The 20058-nt window shown below is 59.7% G+C and carries 17 protein-coding genes; 10 read left to right on the top strand and 7 right to left on the bottom strand.

The window, feature by feature from the left end; all coding sequences use genetic code 11:
* Nucleotides 1-138: 138 nt before the first annotated feature.
* The 3 genes from R84865_RS09635 to R84865_RS09645 all read right to left on the bottom strand — a co-directional run bounded on the left by R84865_RS09635 (nt 139) and on the right by R84865_RS09645 (nt 3500).
* Complete coding sequence (locus R84865_RS09635; protein ID WP_435639511.1) at nt 139-1047, bottom strand: hypothetical protein; 909 nt, start codon at nt 1045-1047, stop codon at nt 139-141.
* Nucleotides 1047-2018: a GNAT family N-acetyltransferase gene (locus tag R84865_RS09640; RefSeq protein ID WP_435639512.1), complete on the bottom strand. Its 972-nt coding sequence runs from the start codon at nt 2016-2018 to the stop codon at nt 1047-1049. The genes R84865_RS09635 and R84865_RS09640 overlap by 1 nt, the downstream gene beginning before the upstream one ends.
* Before the next feature lie 105 nt (nt 2019-2123).
* Nucleotides 2124-3500, bottom strand: coding sequence for an aspartate aminotransferase family protein (locus R84865_RS09645; protein ID WP_435639513.1), 1377 nt, complete (start codon nt 3498-3500; stop codon nt 2124-2126).
* A 482-nt stretch (nt 3501-3982) separates the two neighbouring features.
* Here R84865_RS09645 and R84865_RS09650 point away from each other — a divergent pair, with 482 nt between their 5' ends.
* Both R84865_RS09650 and R84865_RS09655 read left to right on the top strand, forming a co-directional pair.
* Nucleotides 3983-5095, top strand: a complete 1113-nt coding sequence (locus tag R84865_RS09650; RefSeq protein WP_435639514.1) for a glycosyltransferase — start codon at nt 3983-3985, stop codon at nt 5093-5095.
* The gene (locus tag R84865_RS09655; RefSeq protein WP_435639515.1) at nt 5092-5994 is read left to right on the top strand and encodes a glucosamine inositolphosphorylceramide transferase family protein; all 903 of its coding nucleotides are present in this window, start codon (nt 5092-5094) and stop codon (nt 5992-5994) included. The genes R84865_RS09650 and R84865_RS09655 overlap by 4 nt, the downstream gene beginning before the upstream one ends.
* 40 nt (nt 5995-6034) lie before the next feature.
* Here the strand turns inward: R84865_RS09655 and R84865_RS09660 are convergent, their stop codons facing one another.
* Genes R84865_RS09660 through R84865_RS09675 form a run of 4 tightly spaced genes read right to left on the bottom strand, consistent with a single transcriptional unit; the run spans nt 6035 to nt 10343 of the window.
* Nucleotides 6035-6976, bottom strand: coding sequence for an HlyD family secretion protein (locus R84865_RS09660; RefSeq protein ID WP_435637433.1), 942 nt, complete (start codon nt 6974-6976; stop codon nt 6035-6037).
* A 14-nt stretch (nt 6977-6990) separates the two neighbouring features.
* Complete coding sequence (locus tag R84865_RS09665; RefSeq protein ID WP_435631806.1) at nt 6991-7773, bottom strand: ABC transporter ATP-binding protein; 783 nt, start codon at nt 7771-7773, stop codon at nt 6991-6993.
* A 27-nt stretch (nt 7774-7800) separates the two neighbouring features.
* On the bottom strand, nt 7801-8937 hold the full coding sequence (locus R84865_RS09670; protein WP_435639516.1) for an ABC transporter permease: 1137 nt from the start codon (nt 8935-8937) through the stop codon (nt 7801-7803).
* Nucleotides 8937-10343 (bottom strand): efflux transporter outer membrane subunit, encoded by a 1407-nt coding sequence (locus R84865_RS09675; protein WP_435639517.1) that lies wholly within the window; start codon nt 10341-10343, stop codon nt 8937-8939. Before R84865_RS09675 ends, R84865_RS09670 begins: the two co-directional genes overlap by 1 nt.
* A 389-nt stretch (nt 10344-10732) precedes the next feature.
* Between R84865_RS09675 and R84865_RS09680 the strand changes: the two genes are divergently transcribed.
* The 8 genes from R84865_RS09680 to R84865_RS09715 all read left to right on the top strand — a co-directional run bounded on the left by R84865_RS09680 (nt 10733) and on the right by R84865_RS09715 (nt 19974).
* Nucleotides 10733-11329 carry a Maf family protein gene (locus R84865_RS09680; protein ID WP_435639518.1) on the top strand — a complete coding sequence of 199 codons (597 nt, stop codon included), beginning with the start codon at nt 10733-10735 and terminating at the stop codon, nt 11327-11329.
* Nucleotides 11330-11527: 198 nt separating this feature from the next.
* Entirely contained in the window at nt 11528-12700 is a 1173-nt protein-coding gene (locus R84865_RS09685) for an esterase-like activity of phytase family protein (protein ID WP_435639519.1), read from the top strand.
* A 67-nt stretch (nt 12701-12767) separates the two neighbouring features.
* Nucleotides 12768-13910 (top strand): NAD(P)/FAD-dependent oxidoreductase, encoded by a 1143-nt coding sequence (locus tag R84865_RS09690; protein ID WP_435639520.1) that lies wholly within the window; start codon nt 12768-12770, stop codon nt 13908-13910.
* A 176-nt stretch (nt 13911-14086) separates the two neighbouring features.
* Nucleotides 14087-15241 carry an N-acetylglucosamine-6-phosphate deacetylase gene (gene nagA / locus R84865_RS09695; protein WP_435639521.1) on the top strand — a complete coding sequence of 385 codons (1155 nt, stop codon included), beginning with the start codon at nt 14087-14089 and terminating at the stop codon, nt 15239-15241.
* A 114-nt stretch (nt 15242-15355) separates the two neighbouring features.
* On the top strand, nt 15356-17284 hold the full coding sequence (locus R84865_RS09700; RefSeq protein ID WP_435639522.1) for a TonB-dependent receptor domain-containing protein: 1929 nt from the start codon (nt 15356-15358) through the stop codon (nt 17282-17284).
* A 30-nt stretch (nt 17285-17314) separates the two neighbouring features.
* Nucleotides 17315-18232: a cobalamin-binding protein gene (locus R84865_RS09705; protein WP_435639577.1), complete on the top strand. Its 918-nt coding sequence runs from the start codon at nt 17315-17317 to the stop codon at nt 18230-18232.
* Nucleotides 18233-19210: a FecCD family ABC transporter permease gene (locus R84865_RS09710; RefSeq protein WP_435639523.1), complete on the top strand. Its 978-nt coding sequence runs from the start codon at nt 18233-18235 to the stop codon at nt 19208-19210.
* A complete protein-coding gene (locus tag R84865_RS09715) occupies nt 19210-19974 on the top strand; it encodes an ABC transporter ATP-binding protein (RefSeq protein WP_435639524.1) in 765 nt (254 codons plus the stop codon). Before R84865_RS09710 ends, R84865_RS09715 begins: the two co-directional genes overlap by 1 nt.
* Nucleotides 19975-20058 lie beyond the last annotated feature (84 nt).

The raw sequence follows: 20058 nt of genomic DNA on the forward strand, positions 1-20058 counted from the left end.
AGCGCCGTCATCTGCCCTTGCCTCTCTCGGCACGCCAGCCCAAGCCCCTCATGATGACACCCTCGACCCGTGGCAACCACTTAACGCAAACGCTGCGTATCGACGCGTGCAGTCAGACTGCCGGCGCTGCGCAAGGCGTTAGTTGCAGCGCCATGCTCTTTCGAGTGTCGCCACGATATGCTGATTGAACAGCGCTTGCTGATGCTGCCATTCGCTCAGCTCAGCATGGCTAGCGCCGGTATCCTGACCGTCGGCGGCACTTAGCCAGCGCTTCCATGCCGCCTTGTAGTGCCAAGTGGATATTTCACCGGTTACATCGCTACCGACCAGCGTACCGCTTAACGCCGCTACCAGCGCATCGAACTGCTCGCGGCGCATCTGCCCCTGATCCCAATTGGTGCGAACGACATCGGGGGCGAAAACATCTTTATCGATACTGAGATAGGTGGCAGTGCGATCACTCGACAGCTCGCTCACGGCCGCCGCCACCAGCGCTTCCTCGCTATCAAACTGCCGAAAGCGTTGGCTTAGGCCGATACGCGATGCCCAGCGTGTATTCACGCCCGTACACCAGTAGGTAATCCGCCCTTTGAACAGCGCCGACAGATGGTGCTCCCATGCGTGCGCAGCACCGAGGTCACCAGAGGTGATGCCAATCACGTGAATATGGGCAATGCCCGTGAGTTTGGCAGCATGCGCCACCCACGAGCCGCAATGGATACCCCACGGAAAGCGCATGTTGTCGGGGTGGTTATCGAGCACTACCAGCCGCAGCCCGTTGGATTCACTGAAGCCGTAGTCCTTGATACAGCGCTCGACCAGCGCAAGGCTGAGATGATGGAAATCACCACTGCCCATGAACAGCGCGCCCTGCTCGCGCACGCAGGGCAAACCTGCCGTCGCTCGGGCGACCTGCTGACGATAGCTGGAAAAACGGCTGCCAAAGCGCACACACTCGCGCCACGCCCGCGACAGCGACACGCGTGTTTCGCCCTCGAGTACCGCCACCGAATCGTCGGTATCGAGCACCACTGGCTGCCTACCCATTACGAAGCCTCTTGTTCCGTTACCCACTCGCTGTCGGGCGATAGCCGATCAGCAAAGCGATTGAGTACCCACCGAAGCAGTGGATTGCGCACCAGCACCGCATGCCGCGTCGCGGTAAAACTGGCCCCCAGCATCGCTTTTACTGCGGGATCGGTCCAGCCGGCCACGTATGCGCTTAAACCTCGTTCAAGCGCATATTCAAGATTGACCACCCAACTCAGGAAGTAAAGGCTGAGCTCTTTGGCGTCGGGATAGCGCAAACCGATATATTTATCGATCAAGCGCCCCTGCTCTTCGTAGCAAAGGTTGAAGCCGAGCAGCTGATGGTCAGCGGCGCGGCGATATTCAAAGACGATGCCATCGGCAGTGGTGTCGCTCAGCAGCGCACCAAAGAACTCCCGCGTTAACAGATCGAAATGAATGTCGCTTTGGTCGTAGACCGCTGAGTAGAGCGCGTAATATTCATCAACGCGCGCTTGATTATCGTACTCATGGCCGGTGGCACAGCGAATTACCTGCACCTCGTCACGAGTGCGCAAACGGCGCTTGATATAGCGCCGAGAGCTCTTCTTGAGCCGCGCCAGATAGCTGTCGATATCGGGAAAATCGATCGGCACATAGGCCAGCGCCTGACCGTCCACCGCTAGAAACCCTTGCGCTCGACAGGCGCTCACCAGTTGGTCGGCGTAGCGGTTTTCGGCGTCGCTTAGAAGCGGCGAAGCCTGCGGAATATCCTTGATAATCACCAGCCGATGATCGCGGCCCAACTGGGCGCGTACATCGCGGGCAACGCTATCGGGATCGTCGGAAGGGGAAAACAGCGCGTATTCGCTGACGGTAGTGCCCACAAAGGCGGTGTTGATCGTCAGCCATTTCGACCAGTAGCGATAGCCGGGAATACGCTGAAGCTTGTGCAGCAGATCGTCATCTGCAGTGGTTAGCAAATTGAACGGCGCCACGAAAGCCGGCATTTCCGGCCACTCCTCAAGGGCAGTGAAGCCCTCAGGGGGGTGGCGCCGAAAATGCCGAACCAGTGACGCCGGCTCAAGCGCATTGCGCAACTTCTCCAACTGCCCTCAGCCTTTTTTGGCGCGGGTGATCAGTTGGTCAAGCAGGTACATGGCTTCGTCGATTTCTTCGCGCGAAATCATCAGCGATGGCGCGAAGGTAATCACGTTTTTGTAATACCCGCCGACATCGAGCACCAGGCCGCGTTTTTGCCCTTTGTACTCGAGATCACCCGCCAAACCGATATCGACCATGCGATCAAGCAGCTCGCGGTTAGGAGTAAAGCCGTCTTCGGTACAAATTTCGGCACGCAACGCCAAACCAAGCCCATCGACATCACCGATTTCGGGATGGCGTGTCTGTAGATCACGCAAACCTTCCAGGAAGTAGGCGCCTGAATCACACACCTGCTTACCGAAGTCAATTTCGTGGGTCATCTTCATTACCTCAAGACCCACTGATGTACCGAGCGGGTTGGAGGCAAATGTCGAGTGCGTGGAGCCCGGCGGGAAGGTGGTTGGGTTGATCAGCTCTTCCTTCGCCCACAGGCCGGAAAGCGGATTCAGCCCGTTGGTCAGCGCCTTGGCAAACACCAGTACGTCGGGAGTAATGCCGAAGTTTTCGACCGACCACAGTTTACCGGTACGCCAGAAGCCCATCTGGATTTCATCAACCACCAGCAGGATGCCGTACTTGTCGAGCACGCGCTTCAGACCAGTAAAGAAGTTGGCAGGCGGCACCACATAGCCACCAGTACCCTGAATCGGCTCGATATAGAAGGCAGCGTATTCGCACTCCTGAACCTTGGGATCCCAAATAGCGTGATATTCGTTTTCGAACTTGCGCTCGAACTGCTGCACGATGGAATCAGCGTATTCTTCCGCGGTCATGCCCTTGGGGCGACGGAACGGATAAGGGAAGGGAATAAACTGAGCGCGATCGCCGAAGTGGCCGTAACGGCGGCGATAGCGATAGCTGGAAGTAATACTGGATGCCCCCAGGGTACGACCGTGATAACCGCCCTCGAAGGCAAACATGAAACTTTTGCCCTGCTTGGCGTTGCGCACTACCTTCAGCGAGTCGTCAATGGCCTGAGCGCCGCCCACGTTGAAATGTACGCGCCCCTGCTCGCCCCACTTCTTCTCGGCATCCTGCGCGATAAACTTGGCAAGCTCGATTTTGGAAGGATGCAGATACTGGCTTGCTACCTGCGGCAATGTATCGATCTGCTGGTGGAGCACCTGATCAAGGCGCTTGTTCTTGTAGCCGAAATTGACCGCTGAATACCACATTTGCAGGTCAAGATAGCCCGTACCCTTGCTGTCGTACATGTAGCTACCTTCACAATCAGTGAAGATTTTGGGCGGGTTGACGTAGTGAACGGTGTCACCAAAAGAACAGTAGCGCGCTTCATCCTGAAGCAGCTGTTTTTCATCTATAGACATTTAACACACCTAGTAAAACAACAATGCATTCATGCCGAGACAGCAGGAATGTAATTTGTAGAACTTTACCATGAAAAAATTTGGTTTGGGGGCGCTTACTATAATTTGCCTTTATTAGTGCACAATCTTTTAAAACCCTTAACGACGGGCGCTACAACGCTACAAAGGGGATTAATCAGGACCCCAAACTTTAATTTATCTTAATATAATAGAGAGCAAATAATCTTCATTCCAGCTGTAGTGATAGTGTCAAAATCATACGTCTCCTAACGTTCTGCCGGAGTCTTAGCTTCGCGCCCACTTCTTAAGCTTGTCGTCAATGACTAAAACGGGCGATTTATCACTCGCAGCAATGGCATATACTCGGCGCGAATTTGCCGCCAGCGCAATGCACTGCGGAAGGAGACAGCGACTGGCGCCCTCGGCTATTTCAAGGGGCGCATTCGCCAGACGCTGCGCTATTTGACGTTGAAGCCATTACTATGAAAATTCTTTATCTGATTACCAGCCTGGAAACCGGCGGTGCCGAATTTGCCGTCGCCGACATCGTCGCGAGCCTGCAAAAACAGGGGCTATCGGTGGATGTCATCGCATGCGAACCGCGCGACATGGTGGCTGCCACACATTTGCAGGCCGCTGGCATTCCTTATCGGGTGCTGTGCTCACGGAGAAGAGCAAGCTGTGTGGTGCTGGCAAAACTGCTCCGCTACATGCGCCACCATCGCCCTGACATCATCTGGACATCGCTGAGCTGGGCTACCCGCATTGGGCAACGCGCCGGACAACTGCTCAACATTCCGGTGGTCAGCTTCAAACATAGCGCCAGCGTTAAACGCGCCACCTATCGCATGCGCCACCTGTCCGATCTATGGGTAGGCGATTCGTCGCTGGTCACCCGCTACCTTGTCGAGCACATGGGAATACCTGCCGACCGCGTGCTCAACTGGCCGCTTTATCAGTGCGATGCCCACGCCACCCTCGCGGCACCGTGGGACGGCTCTTCGACGTTACAGCTGGGCAGTGTGGGACGCCTGCACAGCGTCAAGCAGTACGACAAATTGATTGAAGCACTGGCACGCGCTATTGCTCGCACGCCCAGCCTCGCCCGTCGACTGCACCTGACGATTGTGGGAGAAGGTCCCGAGCGAGCGGCGCTAGAGCAGTTAATCGAACGTTTAGCGCTGCAGAACAACGTGTCGCTACCGGGATTCTCCAACAACGTCGACGCTTATCTGACAAGTTGGCATGTCTACTTTCAGCCATCGTTTTATGAAGGCATGTGCCTGGCCGTTCACGAGGCAATGAATGCGGGCCTGCCGATTGTCGCAACGCCGGTGGGAGAACTGACGAACTGCGTTCAAAACGGCGTTACTGGCTTTATCGCTGAAGGTGAAACGGTCGCCGCACTTACCGAAATCATCCTGCAAATCGCCGCCCACCCCGAACAGCTGGCCGCGCTTGGTCAGCAGGCACACCGCTACGTTCAGCAGCACTATAGCCGCGCTAGTTTTGACGCTGCCGCGCACGCCATCGCTACGCGACTCTCCACTCTGCCACCCCACCACGGCACCCGCATGGATAGGGCGGCGTCATGAGCATGTTGGTCAGCGATATTTGGCGTGTCGGCATTATTAGCGCCCCCATTAGCCAAGTGGCTCAGCAGAGCGCCTTGGAGCAAGCCAGCATTCACTGGCTCGAAGCCGCCGACTCGATGTGTTTCCTGGCCGATCCTTTTGGGCTGTGGCGCGATAACAGGCTCTATGTGTTCGTGGAAGCCTATGACTACCGCACTCGGCATGGCCACATTGAGGTTTACGTGTTCGACCGTCACCTTGAGCTCTTGGATCAGCGGGCGATACTGAAGGAGCCGTGGCACCTCTCTTATCCTTACGTCTTCGAGGATGGCGGCGAGATATGGATGCTGCCAGAAGGCTATAAGTCGGGGCGGCTATCGCTGTATCGCGCGGTCGACTTTCCATGGCGCTGGCAGCGTGTTGAGGAATTTGCTTTTCCAGCGGCGGCGATTGATGCGTCGCTGTATAGAAACGCAAAAGGCTACTGGATCTTTTACACGCCACCCGCTCCCAAACAAGCTCGTACCAGCGCCTTGATGCTGGCGCACGCCGACACATTACTGGGGCATTGGGAAAACGTCTCGCCGCAGCCTATCCATATCGATCGCGGTGGCGCACGCATGGGTGGCACCCCCTTTGAGAGCGGCGATCAACTGGTGCTGCCGACACAGGATTGCGCTGACAGCTATGGCGGTGCTCTGACACTGCTGTCGCTGCCCGTCGCACAGCTTCAGCGACCCACCTTCCAAACGCTAGGACACCTGACAGCGCCCGCTTCTGCCCGCCGCTACAGCGACGGTTTACATACGCTGTCAGCCGTCGGCGATGAATTCACGCTGATCGATACCAAGCGTCTCGTTAAAGGCTCACCCAAGCGGATTGCCATTGATATTGGTCGCGCGCTGAGAAAATCCCGCTGAGCAACCAAAAACGGCAGCCTAATGGCTGCCGTTGCTGCGATCACGAATCGTGGAAGGTCACTCGGACGTTCTGCCCCACTAACGCCTGGGCATTACCGTCGAAGGCGAGAATACATTGCACGACTCGTACCTCGCCGACCTGATTATTATTCGACAGCGTAGAGCTGCCGTACACCGGACTGATGTGCGTGACGTGAGCTTCTGGCAATGCCGGACCATCTGCACCGTCCATATCAGACACCACCGTCGCGCGCGCCCCCGGTTTTATCTTGTCGATATAGGCCGCCCCCACTTCGGCACGCACGATCAACGGTCGCGCTGGCATCAGCATCAGCGCCGTCGCACCTTGATGAAGGTAAGCGCCACGCTGCGTAGCCACGCTAACCACCGTACCGTCGTCAGGCGCCTTGATCGCGAGCAGTGCACGGCGATTGAGCGTTTGCTGGTATTCACTGTCGGCCAGCTTCACGCGTGCGGTGGCAATCGCAACATCCGACTGTGCCGAGGCAAGCTGTTGGCGAATATCGGATAGCTCGTTGCCATCTGCCGCGCCGGCTTGCGCCGCTTGTTCGTATCGCGATGCCTTACTGCGCAGCGCGGTAAATTCGCGCTGGGCGGCGGTTTGCTGCGCACGTGCCAACGTACGCTGACCATCACTAACGCTGAGTTGCCCAGCCAGTGCGCTATCGTTTTGCTGCAACAATAGCTGACCGCGTTTCACCCGCGTGCCCGGCTGTACCGCAACAGCGCTGACCACGCCGTCCTCAACCGCCGCGAGCTCGATAATGCCGCCATCGACATCGATCTTGCCGCGCGCCACTGCCACGCGGTCCGATGCCGCATGCTGATCGGAAGCAGCGGATGCACCAGGCTCATCGCTATCGGAAGAAGAACACCCGGCCACCAGCGCTAACATGATGGCTACGCCTGCCATGCGCCATTTGGCTGGGCGGCGAGCAAGGTGCGTTATCGCGTTACTCATAAGATTGTCACCTGTTAATACCGCGCTGCTGACGGGTCGGGCTGCGCGCCAGCAGCCATACGCGCGGCGGCGTCCCCACGCAAATCGTTGATAACTTGGCCGTCTTCCATCTGAACAATCCGATCGGCATAGCGCATAACGCGCGCGTCGTGGCTAACACACAGCACCGTTGCGCCCTGCTGCTTGGCAAAATGCTGCAGTAGATCAACCACCCGCTGACCGTTTTCAGCGTCCAGCGCACTGGTCGGCTCATCGACAAACAACAGCTCGGGCTGCTTCGAGATAGCGCGAGCAATCGCTACACGCTGTTTCTCGCCGCCGGAAAGATGCGCAGGACGCAGCTGCGCGCGGTGCTCCATATCGACATCGCGCAGCGCTTGTAATGCCAGCGCCTTGCTCGTTTTGCGATCCTTCCCTACATACCCCAGCAGCAGCTCAATCTGCTCCTGCGCCGTTAGCGCTGGAAACAAATTGAAGCCCTGAAATACGAACCCGGTATGCGCTAGACGAAACCGCTGCAGCTCACGCCCTCGCATGCTGGAAACGCACTGTCCAAGCGCCTCAACCCTGCCTTGATCGGCCTGCTGCAAGCCTGAAAGCAGCGACAGCAGCGTACTTTTGCCACACCCCGACGGCCCCGAAATCAGCGTGAACTGTCCGGCATACACCTCGAGATCAAGGCCGCGCAGCACCGACGTTTTGACGCTGCCGGTCACGAAAGACTTGTGAAGCCCTTGAGCGCGCAGCGAGGCCTGAGCAGCTGTCGATGTCGTCTGTTGTGAAGGATTGGCTGGCATCTCATTGCACCTAATAAGGGCGCTACGCTAGCGCAGCAAAATGGCTGGATCGGTACGCTGCAAGCTCCGCAGCGCCAGAATGCTGGAACACAGCGCCATTGCGATCACCAGCGCAATACAGCAGCAGGCCGCGAAGGGCGTTAGCGCCACTGGCACATTTTCAGCCGCGGCTAGCAGTAGCAGCACCGCGCTAGCGATACACGCGAGTATCAGTCCTACCAGACCGATCAGGCACGCTTCCTCAAGAACAACGCGCGCCAGCGACCAGCGGCTTGCCCCCAGGGCATTCAGCGTGGCGTATTCACGCGCTGACGATGCCACCACCGAGGCAAACGACTGATTGGTAATAATGGCCCCGACCAGACACACGATGATTGCCATGAACAGAATCGCCATACCGGCCCCGGTATCGAGCAACCAGAAATTTTGCGACTGGCGCGAAAACTGATCGGCGCTCCAAATCTGCACCGCACCGCCCACACCGCTGTGCTGAAGCTGCTCGCGCACCTGCTGTAAATCGCTGCCCGGGCGAAGATGCGCGACGTAATAGGTGGCACCCTCGCTCGCGTTTATCTCTCCTACCATTCTGGCGGTGTCGATGGACGACAGCACGTTTAGGCCGCCCAGCCCTCGCAGCCCGGGAATGGTCGCTACCACTCGTACTTCATGACCGTTAATAAAGCCGCGATCCCCAACGCCCTTCACACCCAACGCATCGAGATCGGCGCTATCGACGATAACGCTGCCAATTTCCCCTAGCCTGGCCCGCATGTCAGGCGTTAGCAGCTTGGAGAACATCAGCGCATCGGGCGCGACGCTGATGCCTGACAGATAGATTGACTGCGGCCCTGACGCTGAGTGACGAGTGTTCCAGTCACCGTCCACCCACTGGTAGGGCTCGGTTTTATCGACATCAGGATGGGCCCACAGCCTGACTTCTGCATCGGGAGACACCGGACTTCCCAGGTTGACGCTTTGAGTACCGGGATGCCCCGCCCATATCTCAGCCGACGAGGCCTTCACATAGATCGCGGTGCTTTGGAATATCCCCAGCACCAGCGCGGCCTGCGCTGTCAGCAGCACACCCACAAAGCCGACCGCCAGCACCACCGGCAGAAATCGCCGCCATTCATGGATCAGCGTTTTACGCGCGAGAGAAACCATTACTGGCTGGCCGCCCTGAGTTGATCGAAGGGGGCACCACCCAACGCCTTGTAAAGCGCGATAAACGCCAGCGAGCGTTGGCTTTCAGCCAGCAGTTGCTCGATGCTGGCGTCGCTTGCTGCCGCCTGCTGCTGCGCAACGGCATAGCGACTAGTCAAACCGAATCCCGCACGGGTACGCAGCCGCGTTGCGCGTTGGTCGGCGCGTTGGGTAAGTTCCGCCAGCAATTGTGCCTGCTGTCCTTGGTAGTGCAGTGAGGCGAGGCTTTTCTCTACTTCGGCTTCACCGCTTACCACCGCGTTGCGATAGCCCAGCAAGGCCGCGTTCAACGCCTGTTCGCTGGCGTCACGTCTGCCAATGCGCGCCCCCCAATCCCATAACGGGATATTGATACGCGGCCCGATTGAGGGCGTGGTGTCGCTGCCGCTGTGCTCATCACCGGTCACGTTGTAGGAATAGAGCATCGATCCTTCCAGACTCAGCTGCGGATACAGCTCGGAGCGCGCGAAACCTAAATTAGCCGCCGCATGCAAGACATCGGTTTCGGCCGCCAGAATATCCGGTCGAGTGCGCAGCAGATCGGCGGGCACCTGAGCAAGCGTGAAGGCTGCCAGCGTGGGCGGCGTGCTGATGGAGTCCCATCCGGCCTCTGGCTGATCGCGCCCCAGCAGTGCCGCCAAATCGTGCTTGCGATGGGCCGCTTCCTCGCGCACCTCAGCCAGTGCCGCTTGGGTATGCGTCAACTGCGCATCGGCCTGGTCGACGCCTTCTGGATCGCTGTGCAGATACCCTGCGCGCGCTTTAGCCAGACGCACCATGGTGCTGGCATGCTGTGCTTTCTGCTCGAGCAGCACCGCCTGCCGCTGCGCAACGCTGAGTGCCAGGTAATTGCGCACTACCTCGGCAATCACCGACACCATCGCGGCATGACGCTGATCAATGGCCTGCTGCAAATCGGCCAGCGCGGCCAAATGAGCGCTGCGATAAGCCCCGAAGATGCCCACCTCCCAGCTCATATCGATGCTGGCGTGGTAGAACGAGTTCTGCGCTTGAGCATCTTCGACAGGCGCACCGTTGGCGCTAATGCTGGGCAGAAATTCATTGTTCCAGCCGCGCGAGAGATTGCGAGCACTGGCAAGGCGGCTGCTCGCTTGCTGCAAGTCGAGATTGTCGCGCAGCGCCGTATCCACCAGCGCGTTGAGGCGTGGATCATTGAACGCCGTCCACCAGTGCCGTAAATCGACGTGAATACCGGCGGCATCGGTATCACCCGACTGCCACTGGGAAGCGGTTTGCTGAGGAAGTTCGGGCGGGTTAACCGTAATACAGGCGCTTAGCGCCAGACACGGCAATACCCCTACCACGGCCGTAATTACCGGCAAACGCGAGAAAGAAAAATATGACAAAACCCGCCCCGAATTCTTTTTCATGTGCCAAGGGTATCGCCGACGTAATGGATAGCAAGCATGCCTGGCCCCCTTGCACTATGTTACTAAGTGTAATTCGCTAAAGTTTGGCAGATTTGCCGCCAGATTCAAGCAAGCCTGCTGCTCTGCAAGCCCCTCCACAGCGCCATTCGTGGCAAACAGACGCAATCAGCCCAGGCGCTCCGATAGCTTAACGATAGCTGAATATATCGACGCACTTTTAATAGCGTTAGCGCGGTTTTCAGGGGGCATTCATCGCCATCAAAATGCACTGTTAGCATCAAACGGCATCGGTTTATTGCGTCGCCGAATGCTCTCTCTTCACAATGCAGCGTATTCACCGCCCACGCTTTCAATCGAGACGTTCAATGACATCGCGACCATCGCTGGTGCTCGCCAGCAGTTCTCCTTATCGGCGCGCATTACTAGAGCGCCTGCAGCTTCCGTTTACCTCTGCGTCGCCGGATATCGACGAATCAGCGCGCCCCCACGAAACGCCAGCAGCGCTGGCCGAGCGCCTTGCCATTGAGAAGGCGCGCGCTGTAGCAGCAAGCCATTCCGATACCATCGTGATTGGCTCCGATCAGGTATGCGCCATTGATGATGCGGTGCTAGGCAAGCCTGGTTCGGTGGCGAACGCATGCGCGCAGCTGGCGCGGTTTTCGGGCCGCAGCGTCGACTTCTATACTGGGCTTTGTGTCATCAATACCGCCAGCGGTGGCGAGAAGGTGGCTGTGGAGCGCTCTACGGTGACCTTCCGCACGCTCAGCGACGCGCAGATCACTGCCTATGTAGAGCGTGAACAACCGCTCGATTGTGCGGGCGCTTTCCGCATGGAGGGGCTGGGCATCGCGCTGTTTGAGCGCATTGATGGCGACGATCCGAATACGCTGATAGGGCTACCGCTGATTCGGCTCTGCCAGCTGTTGGGCGAGTTGGGCATCGATCCTTTGACAGGCGAGTAGCGCCACCACGATTGCGCCGACGCAGCACGAAGGTGCAGATCGCGCGATCAATCGACATATTGCCGAGCGATACTGAAGCGGAGTAACGCGTGATGCGCGGCACTATTTTCGACGACCTGCCCCGTGCCGATGCCCGCACAGCTACCCTGCGTCATCGCTCTGGCCTTGGCCCTTATCATCCCCGAAGGAGATTCTGTTATGGCGATTGCGAATACTTCCCGCTTGCTGGGCATAGTGGCTGGCTGTGGCGCTGCAGTGCTACTGGCAGGAGGGGCCGCGCAGGCAAAGCCCGCGCCTTCCGCCGCTGAAATTCGCGTTCCATGTGTGTTGGATAACTGTAGCAACGGCATCGCCATGCGCTTGATTGGAGAGCACGTGATCGCCACCGACAGCACCGTGGATGGCACGCCGGTGGGCGGCCTGTCGGGCATTGATTATGACCCGCGCAATAACCGCTACGCCACCATTTCAGATGATCGCTCGGCCAAGGCTCCCGCGCGTTTTTACTGGTTAAGCATCGATGCCGACCGCCATCGGCTGCATAGCGTGAAGGTCGAGCAGGTGCAGCGTTTGAAGGATGCCCTTGGCCATCATTATGCAGAGGGCACCGTCGATCCCGAGTCAATTCGCGTGGGCCAGGATGACAACCTGTATTGGACCAGCGAGGGCAACTCGGACAACACCGTGGCGCCGTCGGTTAACGTCTCACGCCCCGACGGGCAGTGGCTACGCCGCTTTCAGGTGCCCGCCGCCTTCACTCCGGACGCTAACCACCAGCATGGTATTCGCGCCAACCTCTCCTTCGAAGGGCTTACTTTTACTCCCAGCGGTGACGCACTCGTTTCTACCGAAGGCCCGCTGTATCAGGACGGCACGCTGCAAACGCTGCGCCATGGAGCGCTGGTGCGTTTCGTGCGTTTCGATCCGCGCACTGGAGCGGCTAAGGCGCAGTACGCGTACCCAGTGGATCCTGTTGCCGTCGCCAGTCAATTGCCCAACGGCGCGGAGGACAATGGCGTATCCGAGATTATGGCGCTGGATGACCACCGCCTGTTAGTGATAGAACGGGGATGGTCAGCGGGCTACGGTAATACCGTTAAGGTGTACGTCGCCGATACCGAGGGCGCCAGTGACGTATCACCACTCGACTCGCTGCAAGAGCGTGACGATTCGCTGGTGCCGATGCGTAAACAGCTGGTGCTGGATATGCGCGCGCAGGGCATTATTCCCGATAACATCGAAGGCGTTACCTTGGGCAAAGGCCGCGATGGCACCCCGCTGCTGGTCTTCATTGCCGACAACAACTTCAACGCTGAACAAAAAAACCAACTGCTGATATTCGCTCTCGACCGCTGGCCCAGCGCTGGCTAACGCCCCAAGGAGTAGTGCTCAACGCGCAACGCTCCACTTTTTTACTGCTGCGCTAAGGTTTTTTCGCATGTTAGACGCTTCTGCTTCCACGCCTGATCGGCACAGCACCCACCCTGCGCCCCGCCACGTTACGGTCATCGGCGCGGGCATTATCGGTGCCTCTATCGCGTATCATCTGGCGCGTCGCCACGCTAAGGTGACGCTGGTCGAGAAACACACCCCTGCGCAGGCGACCACCCGCACTTCCTTCGCATGGCTGAACGCCAATAGCAAAACCCCTTACGACTATTACCGTCTTAATTACGACGGTTTGCTGGGGTGGTATCGCTTGCAGCAGGAACTGCCCGACGCCTTCGATATTCAGTGGGGCGGCAGCGTGGCGTGGTGTTCATCCGATGCCGATGAGATCGCCGCGCTGGCCCACACAGTGCGCGAGCATCAGCCGTGGGGCTACCCCATTCACGACATCGACGCTGCCGAACTACAGCGTTTGCTACCTCAGGTAAGCACTGGCGAATTTGGCGGCGGTTGGCACTCCAGTGTCGATGGCACTCTCGACCCGGTGGCAGCGACTCAGGCGCTGGTGAGCGCGGCATGCGCGTACGGTGCCGAGCTGGTTCAGGCGGATGTCACCGGTTTGGCGACGCAGCAAACGCGCGTTACGGAGGTCGTCACCGCTCACGGACAATGGGCAACCGACGCAGTGATTATTGCCGCCGGCAACGACACGCCAGCGCTGGCCGAGCAGCTTGGCATTGCCGTGCCGATGCTCGATTCCTACGGTATTCTGGCGCACAGCACGCCGGTCGAAAAACGCTTGCCGCGCATCCTGCTGCCATCGGGTGCCGACATCAAACAGAATCCCGATGGCCGTGTTGTCACCGGTGAAAACTTCGGTGATAGCGGCGCTACGCCTGCCACCGAGGCAGTCGGCCAAGCGCTACTGGACAAGGCGAGCGAATTTCTGCCCGAGCTGGGGCGCCTAACACTTGATTTTGTGACGCGCGGCAAACGCGTATTGCCCGTCGATGAGCGGCCGATCATCGGCACCGGTGCCGATATCGACAACGCTTATGTAGCGGTCACCCACAGCGGCATTACGCTTGCGCCGGTGATTGGGCAGCTACTGGCAATCGAGGTGCTGGATGGTATTGCCACCGAGCAACTCGCGCCCTTCCGCCCCACCCGCTTTGATGGTGTTGAACGCTGATCGCGCCGCTGCATCGTCAATCCGGAATCTTGGCCCATGTACCTGCCTGCGGGCGCGTATGATTCAAGCTCGGCCGCCCGATACGCCCTTACTGTCCAACACGCGGCAGTTGAAGGCGCAGGCATTCAGGCGCACCTTGATAGCGCGCCATCAGCGCTTTTCCACTTCGATAACCTATGGCTACCATGGATACATCTAACGCAACACAGGGCACACAGCACCTTAGCGGTGCTATCTTCTCCGGCGAAGGCTGGCTGCAGGGAGAGCTAAGCTGGCATCAGGACAAGCTGATCTCGGTAAGCGGGCAACCGGTCGCTGAGCGAGATGCCCAGCCCCCCTATCTGGTCCCAGGTTTTATCGATTTACACGTCCATGGCGGCGGCGGTCGCGATGTGATGGAAGGCGGCACCGCCATGGACACCATCGCTGCCAGCCATGCCCAGCACGGAACGACGTCGCTACTCGCCACCACCATGACCGCCAGTCATCAGGATATCGTGACCGCGCTGGAGGGTGTGGCGGCCTTCCGTGAGCGGCAATCCGCGGGGGCTAACGATAGCGTTGCCGCTGCGGTGATCGGTGCGCATCTGGAAGGCCCCTATATCAATCCGGGCAAGCTAGGCGCCCAGCCCGATGCCACGCGCATCGCAACCGTTGAAGAACTGGCGCTCTATCATCAGCGGGTCCCGCTCAAGGTGATTACCCTTGCGCCTGAGTGTCTTGCCGAAAACGGTGCCCTCGAGTGGCTGCTCGAACAACAGGTGCGCGTACAGGCAGGCCACACGCTAGCCACCTACGAGCAGGCCAGCGAGGCGTGGGATGCCGGCGTGCGCGGGTTTACTCATCTGTTTAATGCCATGCCGCCGTTTAATCATCGCGAGCCGGGCCTACTCGGGTTTGCGCTGGCGCACGCAGAATATGCCGAAATCATTCCTGATCTGGTGCACGTACATGAAGGCGCACTAAACACGGCGCTGCGTGCGATTCCTTCGCTGTATGCCATTACCGATGGCACCGCCGCGTGCGCCATGCCTGACGGCGAATATCGCCTCGGCACCCAGCAGGTGTTCAAGCACGGCGGCTGCGTGCGGCTGCGCAACGGCAGTTTGGCCGGCAGTTGCCTCACTCTCGATCAGGCGCTGCGCAATCTGGTCACGCTGGGACGCTCATTGGGCGATGCCTGTCAGCGCGTTGCCACCCTTCCCGCGCGCTATCTCGGGCTTCGCGATCGGGGGCAGTTGGCGACAGGCCTGCGCGCCGATATTGCGGTACTCAACCACCAGCTACAGCTAGACAAGGTAATTTGCGCGGGGCGAGAAGTGCAGCGCTGAAGCCTTCACCAATACCACTCAGGATCATCGCGCAAATAACTCAATTGCCGCAGCGCACGCGCAGTTGCTAGCGTATGCGCTCTTTTTCCGATAACCAGCGTGGCCATTTATCCGATGGTCACGTGTCGCTTCGAGCTGTTCGCGCTGATGAATGTTTACTGCCGCCCCTCCCACACCCTACTGGCGTTAAGTTTGGCGCTACCGTGCTACTGCTGGGGCGCTCAGTCGGCAGCAAGCGACGCCGCCAGACAGCGGCACCCGCATGAACGCGCAGCAGCAGCGAACGAACAAGCTACCGCCGAAGCAGCGCTGGCACCGATGGTGGTTACCGCTGCCCTGACGCCGCAAACCGCCGATCAAAGTCTTGCGTCGGTAACGCTACTCGACCGCAAGGCACTGACGCGGCAGGCGCCGGTGTCGCTCACAGATGTGCTGCGTAGCCAGCCCGGTGTGGATGTCGCGAGCAACGGCGGCCCGGGCGCACCGTCAAATGTGTACATTCGTGGCGCTAACGCACAGTCGTCCACGCTGCTGATCGATGGCATTCGGCTGCGCTCGGCCACCACTGGTAGCGCCGCTTATCACTATCTCGACCCTGCCATTTTCAATCGTGCCGAACTGGTCAGAGGCCCGCGCGGCAGCCTCTACGGTGGCGATGCAGCGGGCGGTGTCATTCAGCTATTTACCGACGATGAGCAGCCCGGTGTGCGCCCGCGGCTGTCGATTGGCGGCGGCTCTCATGCGACCTGGCACTCCAGCGCATCGTTGAGCGGACGGCAGCATGGCACCGGCTTTACCTTCGCGGCCAGCACCATTAACAGCAACGGCACACGTGATCGCGCGGGTGGCAGCGGTCAGTCCTATGACAACCACACAGCGTTAGTGCACCTTAGCCATGACTTCGATAACGGTGCGCGCATCGGTGGCCTACTGCTGCGAGCGCGTGGTCATAGTGATTACGACGGCGGGGAAAGCTACTTTGCCGGCCGCAATGCCTTCGTACAGCAGGTTGCTGGTGTCTATGGCGAAGTACCGCTACTGACCCACCTGAAAAGTCGCGTTACGCTCAGTCAGGCCGACGACAAGCTGGATAATGCGGGCGACGGTGCTGCGACCAGCCATCTGAACACCCGTACCCAGCGCGTACGCTGGCAAAACACCCTGACGCTAGGGCAACAGCAGCTAATTGCCGGCGCTGAATACGCCGATGATCGCGTGACCGGCAATACCAACTACACCCATCGCCACCGCGACAACAAGGCAGTGTTCGGGCAAGGCGTATTCGATCTTGCGCCGTTTCGCGCGCAGGCCAGCGTGCGGCACGACGACAACCAGGCGTTCGGTGGTACGACCACCGGCGGGCTAGCGCTGGGCTACAGCCTTGACGATGTACACACCCTGCGCGCCAGTTGGGGCAATGCGTTCCGGGTACCAACGTTCAACGAACTGTACTGGCCGAACGACGGCTACTTCAGCGGTAATCCCGACCTCAAGCCAGAGAAGTCGTCCACCGTAGAGCTGGGAATGCGTGCCGAGCATCGCCTTGGCTTTTGGGACATCGCGCTCTATCAAAGTCGTTATCGCGATTTGATCAATTATGCGGGCGACGATTTCTCCCGCGAGGTCAATGTGAATCGCGCCCGAATCGAAGGCGTTGAGCTATCGGGCGGCATTCACCCCGGCCCATGGCAGATCGGTGCCAGCTTCTCCTACATGAAGCCACAGGACCGCAGCAGCGGGCTCGACTTGCAAAACCGCACGCGCCGCACCGCACGCCTTGACGTTGATCGCCAGCTTGGCGATCGCTTCGATGCGGGCGGCTCGGTGATCGCGCAGGGTTCGCGTTTTGCCGATACCGGCAACACCGACAAGATTGCCGGATTTACTACGCTCGATTTACGGGCGGGAATGCGTCTTGCGCAAGGCGTGCGCCTGCAGGCCAGCATTGAGAACCTGCTGAGCCACCGCTATCAGAGCATCAAGGGCTATCTCGAACCCGGCCGCACCGCTATGCTGACGCTATCGCTCGATCCTTCGCTATAGCGATGACCCGATGACCGTGACTTGTCCACCATGATGCACACCGACACCTTCTCTCTTAAGCTGCTGCTATGGCTCGTGCTGGTGCTGCTTGCGATGCTGCCATCGTTGGCCGTGGCCTCATCACCGCTATGCGCCGAGGACAGCGAAGGGAAGACGCTGTGCCTCGCGCAACCCGCCACCCGCATTATCGCGCTGTCACCGGCCGCGGTAGAGCAGCTATATGCCGCCGGGGCCGGTTCCCAACTGGTGGCGACCGTAGACTTCAGCAACTACCCCGCGACGGCACAGCGCTTGCCTTCGGTGGGAGGCAGTAGCCGCCTCGATCTTGAGCAGATAGTGGCGCGTCGGCCTGATTTGGTGGTGGCGTGGACATCCGGCAACTCTCCCGCGCAGCTGCGTCAGTTGGAACAACTGGGCATCAAGGTGCTGCGCCTCGACCCGCAGCATCTCGATGATATTGCGGCCGACATTGCCAAGCTCGGACGACTTAGCGGCCATGCAGCAATCGCACAACAGCAGGCGGCACACTTGCGCCACGGCATTACCGCGCTGCGCCAGCGCTACGCTGAGCGGCCCAAGGTAAGCACTTTCTATCAGGTGTGGGATAAACCACTGATTACCGTGAACCGCCGCTCGATCATCAGCGAAATGATCACCTTGTGCGGCGGCAGCAACGTATTTGCCCCACTAACGCCCTTGGCACCGCGCGTCAGCAGCGAAGCCGTACTCACCGCCAACCCCGACGCCATCGTCGGCGACAGTGCTGGGAAGCCACATCCGCTTGCCCCATGGCGTCGCTACCCACAGCTAAACGCGGTGCGCTTCGATAACCTGATCACGCTGCCTGCTGATATTACCCAGCGGGCAACACCACGCTTGCTCGATGGAGCCAAGCAGCTGTGCCAACAGCTCGATGGCGCGCGCCAACGTCTGGCGGGCGGGCAGTAGATGGCGAGGCTACGCGGCGGCACGCTGGCACTACTGTTAACGGTACTGCTGTTCGCGGCACTGCTGCTGGCGCTTTCGCTGGGCAGCGTCACGATCGCGCCGACGGCACTGCTCAAGCTGCTCGGTGCGCATCCGCCGTCGCTGGAGGCCACGTTGGTGACTCAGCTGCGCCTGCCGAGAGCGCTTAATGCTATTGCCGTGGGCGGCCTACTGGGGCTTTCCGGTGCGGTGATGCAGGTGCTGCTGCGCAATCCCTTGGCCGATCCCTACGTGCTTGGCGTATCAGGCGGGGCCTCGCTGGCAGCCTTGGGCGCCATGCTGCTCGGCATGGGAGGTATGCTGCTGCCGCTAAGCGCCTTCGGCGGCGCACTGCTCGCGATGGTGCTGGTATTCGCGCTGGCTGCCAGCGCTCGCGGCTTCCCTACTACCCGCTTGCTGCTGACCGGCGTGGTGATGGCATCGGGCTGGGGAGCGCTGATCGTGCTGCTGCTTGCCTTAGCCCCCTCCCAGCAATTGCCGAGCATGCTGTTCTGGCTGATGGGCGATCTCAGCTATGCCACCACCCCATGGCCGGGCCTGGCGGTGCTAGTCCTGTCACTGCTATTGCTATCGCCCTGGGGACGCACGCTTAACGTACTGGCGCGCGGCCCAATGCAGGCCGCCGCGCTTGGCGTGGCCGTGCGTCCGGTCAGTTGGGGGCTCTATGTGCTGGCCAGCCTGATGACCGCGGTGGCCGTTGCAAGTGCCGGCACCATCGGCTTTGTTGGCTTGATCACGCCGCATCTGCTGCGGCTGATGATCGGCAACGACCAGCGCCTGCTGCTTCCGGCCAGCGCTATGGCGGGTGCCATTCTGTTGCTGGTGGCTGATACGCTGGGGCGCAGCCTACTGGCACCGCAGCAACTGCCGGCAGGCGTGGTTACGGTGCTGCTCGGCGTGCCGGTATTCATTGCTCTATTGCGCAGGAGTAGCCAGTGATGTCGCTCCTGACCTGCCAACAACTAGTAGTGGATATTCCCGGTCGCGCCGAGGTACAGCCGCTCGATCTCGCTGTCGAAGGCGGTGAGCTGTGGGGCGTGCTTGGCCCCAATGGCGCGGGTAAAACCACGCTGCTGCACAGCCTGGCGGGGCTTAGGCCTCCTCGCAGCGGCGCTATCACGGTGGCAGGACGGGCGTTGTCAGACTGGCGTAAACGCTCGCTGGCCCAGCAGTTGGGCGTGCTGTTTCAGCAGCCGTCATCGGCAATGGAGATGAGCGTGTTTGAGAGCGCGCTCGCGGGACGCTACCCATGGCTGTCGCGCTGGCAGAGGGAAAGCAGCACAGACCACCAACGCGTATATGATGCCTTGGCCGCCGTGGGGCTGAATCAACGCGCTCGCCAGCGTGTTGCAACGCTCTCGGGCGGTGAACGTCAGCGCTTGGATATTGCCACCCTGATGGTGCAAGACCCAGCGCTGTGGCTGCTGGACGAGCCCACCAACCACCTCGACATGCACCAGCAGCAGCGCGTGTTGCAACTGCTGCGCCAGTACGCTCAGCAGGGCAAAGGCGTGATAATGACACTCCACGACGTAAATCTTGCCGCGCGCTGGTGTAGCCACCTGATGCTACTGTTCGACGACGGCTCGCTATACGCTGGGCCGCGCGATGCGCTGCTTGATACCGAACGGCTAAGTCGCCTGTATCACCAGCGCTTGCGCCGTTTGGATGTCGACGGCCAAGCATTCTTTTTGCCTATCTAGCGTCTCTGCACGCAAACGCCCGACTCTGATAAGAGCCGGGCGTTTGGTTTGCTGCCTATGTCAGTCTGGGAAAAGTGGCGATTG

It is taken from the genome of Carnimonas bestiolae (genome assembly GCF_051251145.1).
GTDB classification, from domain to species: Bacteria; Pseudomonadota; Gammaproteobacteria; order Pseudomonadales; family Halomonadaceae; genus Carnimonas; species Carnimonas bestiolae.

Excerpts from the sequence above, each read along its gene's own strand:
- R84865_RS09635 (WP_435639511.1), bottom strand. The coding sequence starts at position 1,047 with ATGGGTAGGCAGCCAGTGGTGCTCGATACCGACGATTCGGTGGCGGTA.
- R84865_RS09640 (WP_435639512.1), bottom strand. The coding sequence starts at position 2,018 with ATGCCGGCTTTCGTGGCGCCGTTCAATTTGCTAACCACTGCAGATGAC.
- R84865_RS09645 (WP_435639513.1), bottom strand. The coding sequence starts at position 3,500 with ATGTCTATAGATGAAAAACAGCTGCTTCAGGATGAAGCGCGCTACTGT.
- R84865_RS09650 (WP_435639514.1), top strand. The coding sequence starts at position 3,983 with ATGAAAATTCTTTATCTGATTACCAGCCTGGAAACCGGCGGTGCCGAA.
- R84865_RS09655 (WP_435639515.1), top strand. The coding sequence starts at position 5,092 with ATGAGCATGTTGGTCAGCGATATTTGGCGTGTCGGCATTATTAGCGCC.
- R84865_RS09660 (WP_435637433.1), bottom strand. The coding sequence starts at position 6,976 with ATGAGTAACGCGATAACGCACCTTGCTCGCCGCCCAGCCAAATGGCGC.
- R84865_RS09665 (WP_435631806.1), bottom strand. The coding sequence starts at position 7,773 with ATGCCAGCCAATCCTTCACAACAGACGACATCGACAGCTGCTCAGGCC.
- R84865_RS09670 (WP_435639516.1), bottom strand. The coding sequence starts at position 8,937 with ATGGTTTCTCTCGCGCGTAAAACGCTGATCCATGAATGGCGGCGATTT.
- R84865_RS09680 (WP_435639518.1), top strand. The coding sequence starts at position 10,733 with ATGACATCGCGACCATCGCTGGTGCTCGCCAGCAGTTCTCCTTATCGG.
- R84865_RS09685 (WP_435639519.1), top strand. The coding sequence starts at position 11,528 with ATGGCGATTGCGAATACTTCCCGCTTGCTGGGCATAGTGGCTGGCTGT.
- R84865_RS09690 (WP_435639520.1), top strand. The coding sequence starts at position 12,768 with ATGTTAGACGCTTCTGCTTCCACGCCTGATCGGCACAGCACCCACCCT.
- nagA (WP_435639521.1), top strand. The coding sequence starts at position 14,087 with ATGGCTACCATGGATACATCTAACGCAACACAGGGCACACAGCACCTT.
- R84865_RS09700 (WP_435639522.1), top strand. The coding sequence starts at position 15,356 with ATGGTCACGTGTCGCTTCGAGCTGTTCGCGCTGATGAATGTTTACTGC.
- R84865_RS09705 (WP_435639577.1), top strand. The coding sequence starts at position 17,315 with ATGATGCACACCGACACCTTCTCTCTTAAGCTGCTGCTATGGCTCGTG.
- R84865_RS09710 (WP_435639523.1), top strand. The coding sequence starts at position 18,233 with ATGGCGAGGCTACGCGGCGGCACGCTGGCACTACTGTTAACGGTACTG.
- R84865_RS09715 (WP_435639524.1), top strand. The coding sequence starts at position 19,210 with ATGTCGCTCCTGACCTGCCAACAACTAGTAGTGGATATTCCCGGTCGC.